The 11,097-nt window shown below is 61.3% G+C and carries 10 protein-coding genes and 1 tRNA gene; 2 read left to right on the top strand and 9 right to left on the bottom strand.

What is annotated here, in order from left to right; genetic code table 11:
- Positions 1 to 125: 125 nt before the first annotated feature.
- From D7V93_RS44565 to D7V93_RS27115, 9 genes are all read right to left on the bottom strand, one after another.
- Entirely contained in the window at positions 126 to 1,370 is a 1,245-nt protein-coding gene (locus tag D7V93_RS44565; RefSeq protein WP_147451358.1) for a HEPN domain-containing protein, read from the bottom strand.
- 694 nt (positions 1,371 to 2,064) lie between these two features.
- Positions 2,065 to 2,745 carry a hypothetical protein gene (locus D7V93_RS44560; protein WP_147451357.1) on the bottom strand — a complete coding sequence of 227 codons (681 nt, stop codon included), beginning with the start codon at positions 2,743 to 2,745 and terminating at the stop codon, positions 2,065 to 2,067.
- A complete protein-coding gene (locus D7V93_RS44555; protein WP_147451356.1) occupies positions 2,738 to 3,304 on the bottom strand; it encodes a hypothetical protein in 567 nt (188 codons plus the stop codon). Before D7V93_RS44555 ends, D7V93_RS44560 begins: the two co-directional genes overlap by 8 nt.
- A gap of 89 nt (positions 3,305 to 3,393) precedes the next feature.
- Positions 3,394 to 3,479: transfer RNA gene (locus D7V93_RS45225), tRNA-Sec, on the bottom strand.
- 84 nt (positions 3,480 to 3,563) lie between these two features.
- On the bottom strand, positions 3,564 to 4,076 hold the full coding sequence (locus tag D7V93_RS27135) for an imm11 family protein (protein ID WP_208723166.1): 513 nt from the start codon (positions 4,074 to 4,076) through the stop codon (positions 3,564 to 3,566).
- A gap of 15 nt (positions 4,077 to 4,091) precedes the next feature.
- Positions 4,092 to 5,402: a restriction endonuclease gene (locus D7V93_RS27130; protein ID WP_120646155.1), complete on the bottom strand. Its 1,311-nt coding sequence runs from the start codon at positions 5,400 to 5,402 to the stop codon at positions 4,092 to 4,094.
- 50 nt (positions 5,403 to 5,452) lie between these two features.
- The gene (locus D7V93_RS44550) at positions 5,453 to 7,210 is read right to left on the bottom strand and encodes a hypothetical protein (RefSeq protein WP_147451355.1); all 1,758 of its coding nucleotides are present in this window, start codon (positions 7,208 to 7,210) and stop codon (positions 5,453 to 5,455) included.
- A 106-nt stretch (positions 7,211 to 7,316) separates the two neighbouring features.
- A complete protein-coding gene (locus tag D7V93_RS27120) occupies positions 7,317 to 8,243 on the bottom strand; it encodes a DUF2381 family protein (RefSeq protein WP_120646153.1) in 927 nt (308 codons plus the stop codon).
- 77 nt (positions 8,244 to 8,320) lie between these two features.
- Positions 8,321 to 10,258, bottom strand: coding sequence for a serine/threonine protein kinase (locus tag D7V93_RS27115; protein WP_120646152.1), 1,938 nt, complete (start codon positions 10,256 to 10,258; stop codon positions 8,321 to 8,323).
- A gap of 200 nt (positions 10,259 to 10,458) precedes the next feature.
- Between D7V93_RS27115 and D7V93_RS27110 the strand changes: the two genes are divergently transcribed.
- A complete protein-coding gene (locus D7V93_RS27110) occupies positions 10,459 to 10,710 on the top strand; it encodes a helix-turn-helix domain-containing protein (protein ID WP_244237532.1) in 252 nt (83 codons plus the stop codon).
- A 131-nt stretch (positions 10,711 to 10,841) separates the two neighbouring features.
- A partial coding sequence (locus D7V93_RS27105; protein ID WP_147451354.1) for a helix-turn-helix domain-containing protein occupies positions 10,842 to 11,097 on the top strand: 256 nt, incomplete at its 3' end.

The following is an 11,097-nucleotide window of genomic DNA, read 5'->3' as shown; positions in this document are numbered from 1 at the left end:
GGGCCGCGGATGATGACGCCCGTCTTCCCCAGCGCGAGGTCCCGAAAGAAAGCTCAAGGCTGCTGAACTCTGCTCTCCGTGTCTGCTCAATCACCTGAGGCGCGAGGGCAGCCGAACAGCCATTCTCATTGTCTGGCAGAGTGGATGGGCGCGAGGTTCGCCCGGGCTGGTGCAGACTGAATGAGCCGGTGGTACAGAATCTTGCGCAAGTACTCGCGAGTCCGTACCGCCGCGACCCACGAGTCCTTCCTTGGGTCTCTCTCTCCATGGACGATTTCGCATCGGCATTCATACGAAGCCTTGATTTCGGCATAGAGAGCATCGACCGTTCCGAGGCCGAAACTCGCCAGTTCACGGCTAATCCGCTCCGCACACTTGCGGGTCAGTGAACTCTCTCCTCGTTGAGTGAACAGCCCTTCTAGCGCTACCCAGCAGTCAATCAGCCAGTCCTTGTGGGACTCCCGGGTGTATGACATGAGCCAGCGGCTCAGAGCGATGGCGAGGCTTCTATCCGCTGCGCTGCTAGGGGGCGCTGAAACTCCATCCATCAGGTGCTGGATGCGCGAGACCAGATTCACCAGACGCTCAATATCTCCGGCTTGGAGTGTCATCCCCAGCCCATGAATGGAGCGTTTCGGTCCTTCGAGCTTTCTCCGGCAAACGTACTCATGGATAGAACCTTCCTCAAGCTGCTCGGTGAAAGCGGGGTGGATGGGAACACCGGCCTGCGGTTCATGAATCAGGTTGAGGGCTGCCAGTACGGCGGCCTCAGGCGTGTCAGGGCGATCGGGGCCAAAATTGATGGTTAGAGCCTCAGGGGGCTCTGCGAATTCGATCAGGCTCTGGAGACCGAGGATCTCCATGCGACGTAGGGGCAGGTCACTGAATGAATCGTCTTGGTTGAGCCAGCGATTGCGCTCGAGTGGGGTCAGCGGTCTCAGTCGCAGCTGTGGCGAAAGCTCTATTCCTGGCCCTGTGATGGCGAGCCCGATCAAGGGGGTGAGTCTGAGGCGCCGCTGGCTTCCATGCTCGATGCGACGCTTGATGCGTTGGAACAGCAATCCTGCCAGTTCCAGATCGAACATGAATGGAGCGGGAACGAGCCACAGGTAGTCTCGTACATGTTCACCCACGAAGCCGTACCAGGCTTTCTGGCGCATTCCCTTTAGATCTCCTGGCTCTGCTTTCACCGGAGTGCTGGAGGTAAGGAACGACCATTCAGGTGGCGCTGACATCAGGATTCGGGCGATGTCATCGAGAGAGCGGAGCCCCTCCATGCCATCTCCCCAAAAGGAGCGAAACAGGCCCCGAGTTTCATGGCGCTGGACCTTCACGAGACGCGGAGGAGGGTTCAGCGGATTTGGAATCATGTACTCCTCGGAGAGGGGCTGCCCCGAGCGGAGTCGAAGTGCGATGAGACTCTCGGGAGTGCCTGGTGGAGGGTCGAGCCAGGCCGAACCGGTGGCGAAATATCGCTCGTGAAGGGGAAGTGGCTTGCGGACCGAGAAAAAGATGCAGACCTCGCGCAGCACATTTCGGAGCGCTGCCTCCAGTTGTACGAGAGGCGGGCCACTTACAGGTTCCAGTGTCCGGCGGGCGAGCGCTTCGAATCCTTGAACCAGGAATGTGTTGAGGGACATGGCTATCTCACGTCGGCCGATGCTACCGGGGTCGATGGCTGGTAAACTGGGCGTGGTTCTCCCACAGTGACCTCTGGAGGTGGTTTTTCGACCATGACGGAGGTCTCCATTCCAAACTGACGCCCCCATTGCAGAAGCCGGAATGCGGATCGAGCATGGCGCATGTCGGAGGCTTCTCCGCAAGAGGGGCAAGGGGGACCGCGACTCGCCCCCCTGTGTCAGGGAAGTTGTGTGATGCCTGGAGGAACTCATGGACCCGTAGGGTGAAAGTCCCGAGGCGGCAACAGGTCGAAGCCGCAGAGCTGGGGGTGGCGCCGGCAGGGGAGACTCCTCCGGTGAAGTCCACCGACAAAGCCCCGTCTCAGCAGGGTGAGCGAGTGCGCGGGCCGGTGTCCGCGTGAGACAATGCCTCGAATGCGGTTCGTCAAGGCAGGTGGGCGAGATTGTCGGAGAAGAGCGCATCCAAAAGCGTCGGAGGACCTTCACCATTGAAGAAGCCCACTCGAAGCCCTGGAAGCGCCACTCCCGCGAAAGCCAAGGGGAAGCGGCGATAGCCGAGCACTTCCTCTATTTGGTGTTCCAGCGCGTTCACTTCCTGCCTGACAGTCGCGGGCGGAGCAAAAGTGAGCTGGGGTGAGGAAAAGTGCTGGAGGTGAAAGGACTCATCGCCTGCGTCCCCACTCTTGGGGTGGCGGGCCGCCGCCATGGGGAATTCAGTGTAGGTGGGATGCCAGACCTGGGTCGTGACATAGACAACGTAGAAAGGCACAAGGACACTGACTGCGGCGGCGATGCGTGTCGCGAGTCGCTCGCCTCCAGGCAACGGCTCTGTGCGGTAGAGAAAACAGCGCATGCACGCAGAGACGTAGGGTTGGGTCCCGTTACCGATGTCTTCACCTGGAAAGGCGCGTTTGAGTCCCTTCATGAGGTTCTTCCAATCGGTCCCATTCAAGGCCTTGTCCCATGCCGCCATGAACCTTGCATGCTCGGGTGTACGCTGGTGGGCTGGCACTGGCTCAGCCAGATCATCCTCCTCCACTGGGAACCCGGTTGGGTAGTACCGCTGCGCGAGCTCAATCAATGACTCTTGCGATTCTTCAGTCATTCGCCACTCCCTTCAGTGGAATGTCGAAATAGATGGGCTCCAAACCTGGGGTCTGGCACTCCGACACACGGGCTCCGGCAATGCGTTCTCTGAGCAGGTGCTCATATTTGTTCTTGAACCGGCGGCACAGGATGGCGATCATCTCTCCTTGCTGAGCCTTGGATAGAACCTCATGCGCCGCCGCGTTGGCCAGATAGGCAACAACCTGTTGGACAACCTCCAGAGGAACTTCTCCCTGCTGGGTGTTGCGGATCGGAACGCCCACCTCGAATTTGCATACATCGGTAGCTCCTGAATCGCCTTCCGTGATGCGCGCATGGATGCAGACGGCTCGCCAGCCATCAGGCTGCATCTCGGTGGCGTCCACCGCGACGACTGTTTTGAAGCGGAAATGTTCCGGTGTAATGCGTCCAATGACCAAGCCACGCCCGTGAGCGCATCCGCTCTGTCCCAGCGCGCCAACCAGCAGGGTTGTGACGAGCACCCACAGGCCTATCCTCCGCGTTGCTTTCCTGGGCGTCATTCCGCTCTCCACTGCCCGGACTTCGTCGTGCCCCATGCTGGCCGACCTCCCTCTACCTTCGCGGGGAACGAACGGGGGACGAGAACCCAAGGGGAACCCATGGCGCCTGGTTTCAGAGGAACTACTGGCGGTAGGGCACGGGAATCGAACTCGCCAGGGACTGCTCTCGCAGCCCCTCACCGGTTTTGAAGCCCCGCCACCCCGATCCGCCAGGTGCCCGGCGGGATTGAGGGTCGGCCAGTTTCCCTCTGGAGCGGGGCGGGTGGACCGTCCATGGAGGTCCACCCGCGTCCGTTCATCTTGGGTACGGCTTGGGTACGAGGGTGGGGACGGGCAGGGGGCAAAGGCCATTGGCTGCACCGGGGCCGGTTACGTCCGTGATCTTCGCGCCGGTGATGCCCGCGCGCTCCAGGGCCTCCTTGATCTCCTCTGACACGATCACGGCCACGGTCCAGCCCCAGGTTCGGAACACGTTGGCGCCTCCCACCTTCGCATGGTCGATGCGCATCCCGGACACCAAGGAGTACGTGCGCACCTTCTCGGGAATCCCGTTCCCGGGAAGCCGGTAACGTATCTCCTCGCACGCAGCGTCGTCGATGCACTCCTCCAGCCGGATGGTGCTGAGGATGAAGTGCTGAGCCGGATGGGAATCGACCTCCACCGGGATGAGCTGCAAGGCGTCGGGCGTCACCTCGGCGAAGGTGGAGGCCACCTGGGCGTGGACGACGGGGATGCCGAAGGCAGCGTGGGAATAGTCGAGCGGTCTGCCGGAGATCTCGATGGGGGGCCTGATGCGCGTGGCACTCACGCTCGCCCCTGTGTCTCAATCTTCATCGGGGGGCTCAGGCTCCTCTTCGGGATCGCCAAAAAAGCTCTCAACGTCTACGGAGAGGCTCTCCACCGTCATGTCCTCGCTACCATTAATGTAGACGGTGGCCGTACCTGGGAAACTGTAAGGAACGTAGTCCTCTCCTCCATCCGGTGAGACTTCCGTCTCGACCGAGAGCTGAGCATGGGCAGTCAGCGTGCTTCCGTCTTCAAAATCGAATTCAAGGTCATCCACGATGACACCTGAAATCCCGAGGTGTGCAGGCAATTGGTCGAACGAGCTAGGGTTCTCATTCATGACTGCGCTTTCGATCTTCCGACTGACAAGCTCCTCAAGATCCAGGTCGTCCGCCAAGAGCTTTACGGAGTCCCGATGAAGCCCTTCTATAAGCGGCAGGATATTGTCCAAACCATACTTAAAGTCACTGATTAGCCTACGAACTGCGGTGAACCGCTGATCCTCCTCTGCACTCTTTGTTGCGATGTGCTCAAGGAGTTCCTCAGCATGATCTGGGGACTCAGCAATAAAGCTAGAGATAAGCGCGGACCACTCCTCGTATGGCAAAATCGTCAGTGCGTCCGCTGTCTCCTCAACTTTCCCAGAACTGAAGAACGCTGTGACCTTGTCCAGTTGATCGCGGTTCAGAGAGGCCGCTGGATAGATGCGCAAACTGGGCGATTTCTTTTCTCTGACCTCATCCAACGCGCGGGTGATTCGCTGACCGATGTCCGTCAGCGCATCGCCATCGAGTCCCTGTGCTTTCAGTTTCTCAAGAAGGATCTCCACTGGTTGTAACGCTTGTACCCGCGCGAAACTCTCGGGAAGAAAGCGCCGGAGCACTTCCTCAAGTTGAGGGCGAAGGAGTAACTCCCGAAGCCGGTGCTCGTCCCAATAGCCGGTGACAATTCCATCACGCTTCTCAGCTGCGATCGCTTCGAGCGTCTTCACCAGTTCGTTGGTGAGCACGGTTGTGGTCACGACGAGAAATCCGTCAGCTTGATGCTTTCGGCACTTGTCCACGATCGAGCCGATGTCGTCCTCGTTTACTCCTCTACCGCTATGTGCAAAATGTTTGCACTGAACGAGCCACGTGCGGCTGTACTCGGCCAGATCGCTTTTCACCCGCTGGATGCAGTGCAGGTCTTTGCCTCCATCCGCACCACGACCGCTCCGGAACGGATCGTATCTGAGTCCTCGGAGTATATGCTCGGTCAGAGCTTCGAGTTCCTCACCCTTTACAGTGTCCTTCAGTTCTTTGAAATCAATGAGCTTGCGGTTCTCGGAAATATTGGCGGGTGCTGACATGCACTAACCTCGGATGAGATCTGTGAATCCGCGCCGGGAATCCGAAGTGGCTACTCCCGGGCACCACGCTCTTGGAGCAAACCGACAGCACGATCCTTGAGCTTGTTAAAAACGGCGAGCAAGTGCGTGTTCTGTGCGCCTTTGAATGCTTGGGGATACTGGAAGAGGAAGAAATTCTGAAAGGGAGCGCCGCGCCACTCGTCCATGTCAAGCTTCTTGGCGAGAATGTGGAGCAAAAGCAGGCCACGTTCTAGTCCGACTTCAAGATGCTCCAACTCAGCCACGTTCATCAACTGGATGGGCCGCGTACCCTCCTGTTGAAGCAAACCACGCTCCTTCATCTCTCGCGTGATGGACATGTGCGCGAGCGGGTGCATCACAAGGGAGTCCAGCGTGATGACGATGGGGAAGAAACGGCGAACCTGCGCAGGATCCGCATTCCCGATGGGGAGCTTGCCATCTTTGAACAGCTTGATAGTAGAATCAATCTGGCTAGCCGAGTCAAAGACGATTTCTTCGAGCTTTTTGTCCAGTCTCTCGCGGTTACCAACACGCGCACCGAGATCCAGGTGCTTCGCCTTGATCTCAAAAAGAACGAGCGCGTCCCCGGAATGCCATACGGCGTCACAGCATGAAGCCTGCTTGCCCTTGATGTTTGGTGGGGTAATCAGTCCGCTGTATGTGCCGCTCGACCGAGATAAGCACCGCGAGAGGATTTCATCGACATACTTCTCGAAGACTGCGCCCAAAAAGACGAAGTAGCGAAGCCGCTCTCTGGATGTCGTTGAGGCTTGATCTAGGAATACATAGTGCATTCCGCTCGTGAGCTTCTTGAGCAAGAAATCCACCGACATGCAAAGATACTTTCCGTCCTCTCTGACCAACGGGAATTCGGCGAACTCCATCACATCGTAGAGCAGCGCCGATTCGTGCGAGAAGCCTCGGTCTGAGATCTTGGCCGCAAGCTCCGGGATGGTATCTGAGAGGAGATCGACGACGTTCTTTACCTCTGAGCTTGTGAATGAAAGCCCTGCATTCGCTGCCTCGGCATCGGTGTGGACGGGGAAGTAACTTTCAATACTGAAAGGCATCCAGGCATCTTGTGCAGGTCGTGCGTCAAATTCTCCGTAAACCGAGAAAAGCATAAGCCATAGCAGGTCGGGGGGCAGACCTGTGATGCGCGTCAACTGCTCGGGCAGGTTTACGTAGGAGGAGTGATCCCGAAGATCTGCACGATCCGTCATGAACAATTCAAAGCTACGAGCAAGGCCGTTTACTGGCACGTCCGTGCGAGTAAACAGAAAGCTTGCAGTCATGGATGCGGCAATGCTTTCCATCCCTTGTGGGATCTGCACGAGGTCGGTGACCATCAATAGTGCTTCGGCGAGTGGGCGCAATGATGATGTGGCGGGCGCTGTAACCGATCCAGACTGGTAGGCCAGAACGAGCTTGGCCGTTATTAGTACCTGGGGTGAGTAGAACAACGAGGGCATCTTTTTGACTCTGGCATTGACCGGTGTCGATGCGAACCTTGCCAAGCGCTCCACGATATCTTGCCCATCGGGCTTGAAGAGATCATGGCACAGCCCCAATTGTCCTTCTTTGTGGGGATGCTTCTCTAGCACAGTATTTATATGGCCCAGGTGCAGCAGTGCTTGGGCAATGGGGTACTGGCGGATACGCGCAAAAAAATCATCCCACGTGGGTTTCTGGCCAAAAAGGTCCGACCAGCCGGGCGTGAGACTGGCGTACTGACTGGTCCATTCGATCGCAGAGTGAAGAGCGTTTGGATCTTGAGATCTTGGCACAGGCTCGTCTCCGTGAATTGGTGGGCAGGCAGTAGGGGTAAGAGGGTATGTTGAGGAGGACGACTGCGGGAATACCCCTCGCTCCACATGGACGGATCAAGACCGACTAGGGGAACATTATTCCAGAAAGGGTGATCGTGCGCAGCCCGTCCAGTTCCCACAGCTTGAGGGTGAACGTGCCCTGGGCTTCGTCCGGAGTTGCTTCCGTCTCCACTATGACGCGACGAAACTGATCATTAGTCACGGGCGCGTCCTGCCATACCGGCAGCATGCTCAGCGTCTCGCCCGTCTTGCTCACCAGCGATGCCCCGTACGCCATCCATGGCTGCGTGGAATTCGTTGGTGCCAAGTCCACTACTACGGCTATGCGACTGGCAGCGCGGTAGCTCCAGGCGCGAAGGGCCCTGATCGTGTCTCCTGTCCGTTGGCGAACCTCCCTGTTGAAGTCGAGTCGCTTGACCGGGACGCCCGACTCGCCAATTACGCGGGTCGCCAGGAGGCCCGCGAGGCCGCCAGGCCCTTCGTGTTCTGCGCGCAGGCGATCGTTCTCTTCGTGGCACCGTTGGGCCTCCGCTCGGGCCTCTTTCGATTCCTGCTGGTAGGACTCTACCGTGCGCTGGCTGCGCCAGACCTCGACCAGCCGCTCCGCTTGGGCGGGGTGGACGACGAGGATGAAGGCCATATTTACAGGTGCCGCGCCGTCCTGAAATCGCACCGTCAGCCGCAGGCGCTCGCCGGGCAAGACTTGCTCCGAGGGCACCAGTCTGAGGGTGCTCCGCCCAATGTCCACGAGCGAGAAGCGCTCGGCGCTTTCGACCGCGACTTTCTCCTGAAGGATGGCGGAGTTGAACTCGAACGTGGTGGAAACCCCCGGGCTGATCTGCACCTCCGGCGTCGTCATTGCCTCGAAGTTCTCGGCCGAGAACTCGATCCGGTGCACCCCGAGGCCCGTGGCGATTGGACGCGGTTGTGCGGCAGCGGCTCCGGCGGAGAGCGCGAGCACCAGGAGAACAGCGATGGGCGACACGGGCATGCGCGGAGACCTTGAAAGAGAAGATCGGGACCCCGGTATTGATACCTGGTTGAGCCCCGTGCTGCTCCTGCTCGGGTTCACTCGAAGCGACGGACGGCCTTCACGTCAAAGTAGGGGTAAACGCTGGCGGTATCGGCGCCGCCATTGGGTTCCTTTCTGAGCCCAACGATTGCGTCCTCGATGATCTGAATGCATACGGGGACGCGATCACCCTTGGGCGTGCGCGCCTCTGTGAGTCGGCCGTAGACGCGCTCATCTCCGACGATGAGCCGCCCGGAAAGCATGGTCCGGGGCGGCAGGTCTCCCAAAGATCTCCCCAGGAGAACCATTGTCGGGCCCGCGCGCACCGTGACGTTCCTGCTGACCCCTTCCTCCAGGGTTGCGAAGAGCGTGGCTGCGGCCTCCGTGTTGTCGTCAATTCGGAGCTTTCTCATGGCCTCCGCAGCACCTCGTGGGCACTCCTCGGGTGGGGGCGTCGGGCGCAGCTGGGGGCCAGGGCAGGCCATCGTCAGGCAGGCCGCGATCCCCAGGCCGAGCGCCTTGCCAGGGGGCACGCCGGTGTTCTTCTTCATCTTCACAGAAGCCTTCTCCTCGGAGAGCGTCGCGGAAAGGGCGACGGCCGCAAGGGTGGGCGCGCCATCGAGCGCGGCTGCGGCTTGCTGAGCTTCCGGTGCCATCCAGGGCGCCGCCACTTCCTGGCCGGGGGCCCAGAGCGCAAGCGCGAGTGTGGGGGCGATTGGCGGTGACAACGAGGCCGCGCTGGAATGAGGTTCCTGGGCGTGATGTGCGACCGGAGCAGCGGATGGCATCAGGTTGCGCGTGAGCACGAGCACGCTCAGGACCACCAGCAGCCCCATCCCTGTCGCCACACGCAGGGCATTGAAGTGACGGGCTTGTGCCGGAGGCGGCACAGTCGTGGGGCCGGGGCGAGCATGAATTGGGAGCGGCAGTTCGGCCTGGATGGCCACCGCGTTTGAGTCCGGATCGTGCGCGCCCTCGCCGTTTGGCGGACGCGGCCCCCGACGAGGCCGGGCCTTGCGCTTCTTCAGCCACTGCACCAGCTCGTCTTCGACCGCGTGCGGCACCGCCGCGAGTGTGGTGGCGGTGTCCGGGCCATAGGCGTCGCAGAGCTTCACGTCCCAGGACTCGTCCACCTGGGCCAGCAGGGCCTCCAGCTCCGCGCACAGCGCGTCGGCGTCCGGGGGGCGCTCCTCGGGCTCCTTGGCCAGCAGGCGCATGCACACGATACTCAGGGCCTCGGGCACGCGCGGGTTGAGCACATGGGGCGGCTTGGGCGCACGGTTGAGCACGGCCTCGACCCCTGCGGCCTCGTCCGGGAGGAAGGGCTGCCTGCCCGTCAGGAGCCCATAGAGAACGACGCCCAGCGAGTACAGGTCATCCGAGGGGCCGGGCTGGTAGGAGCGGCCGCGCTCGTCCCCGTGCTCCTGCTGGAAGCGCCATGCCTCGGGCGCGCGGTACTCCGGCGTGCCCGGTGGCAGCACTCCGCCGGTGATGCTGGGGGCGCTCTCGTACCCGCCCGCGCCGAAGTCCACCACCACTGCCTCGCCGTCCGAGGCGCGCTCAATGACGTTGCTCTCCTTCAGGTCTCGATGCACCACCTTCGCCCGGTGCGCGGCACCCAGCCCGCGCGCCACGCCGCGCACCTTGAGCACGACTTCTCGGGCCGAGGGGTTCTCCTCCCTGGCCCACACGTCCAACCGGCGCCCCTCCACGTAGTCCATGACGATGAAGAAGTATTGAGGCGCCTCGTCCGGCCACTGTCCGTGCCCACGGATGCGTACCAGATTGGAGTGTTTGAGCCGCAGGAGGATGGCCACTTCGCGCTCGGCCCACTCGGCCAGCCCCCAGAATGGGATGAGCTTGAGCGCGTAGCGCCGCCCTCCACGCCGGGCGCGGTACACGGCACCGAAGCCCCCGGCTCCCAGCTTCTCCTCCACGAGGTACCCGCCGATGTCTGTGCCCGGGGGGACGACGGGATGCAGACGCGGGCTCAAGTGTCCTCTCCTTCGGCGGGGCGTGTGGGGTCGGCGTTCCTGGACATGCTCTCAACCGGTAGCGGATCTCGTACGAGTTCCCCCCGCGAAGTGGCGCGGGAGAAGGGTAAACCTTGAGCGGATACTATCGTTGAACCTAGTGAGCTATATGCTCGGAGTGCCGCCGACGCGGCATTCTCCTCTTTCTCCCAGGTCTCCTCATGTACGCGAAGCTCTCCCAGCAGATCGGAACCAATGTCCGCGCCGCCCGGCATCGGGCAGGCCTCTCGCAGGCCCAGGTGGCCGAGGCCATCCACGTGCCGACGCTGGTGTTCAGCCGCCTGGAGCGCGGCCGGTTGCTGCCCAGCCTCCCTACGCTGGTGGGCCTGTGCGGTGCCCTCCGTGTCCCCGTGGACTTCATCCTGGGCGGCCTGGCGCTGGAGGTTCCCGCCCCCGATGGGTTCGGCCAATAGGGGCGCCGCGCGACGGGGCCCTGCTCGTGCATCGACATGGCCGCCGAGATGCGGCAGGAAGGGGCGTCCCCGAGGTTCGGGCCTTCCTGCTCGCGCCAAACCTTGTTCTCGGTGTCCTGGTACCCCGACGCATGAATGAAGAGCTGGCGACCCGTATTGGAAGTGCCGCTCGTGAGGCCCGGACGCAGCTCGGGCTCACGCAGGCGGAGGTGGCCGAGAAGCTGGGCCTTGCGCACATGGTCTACAGCCGCCTGGAGCGCGGGAAGATGCTGCCCAGCGTCCAGACGTTGCTGCGGATGTGCTCGGTGCTGCGCATTTCCTCGGACGAGCTGCTGGGGATCGCGGACGCGGAGGAGGGGCCGAAGTCGGGTAAGGGGGAGCGAGGGC

Source organism: Corallococcus llansteffanensis, from assembly GCF_003612055.1.
Lineage (GTDB): Bacteria > Myxococcota > Myxococcia > Myxococcales > Myxococcaceae > Corallococcus > Corallococcus llansteffanensis.
This window is presented reverse-complemented; position numbering and strand designations above follow the sequence as displayed.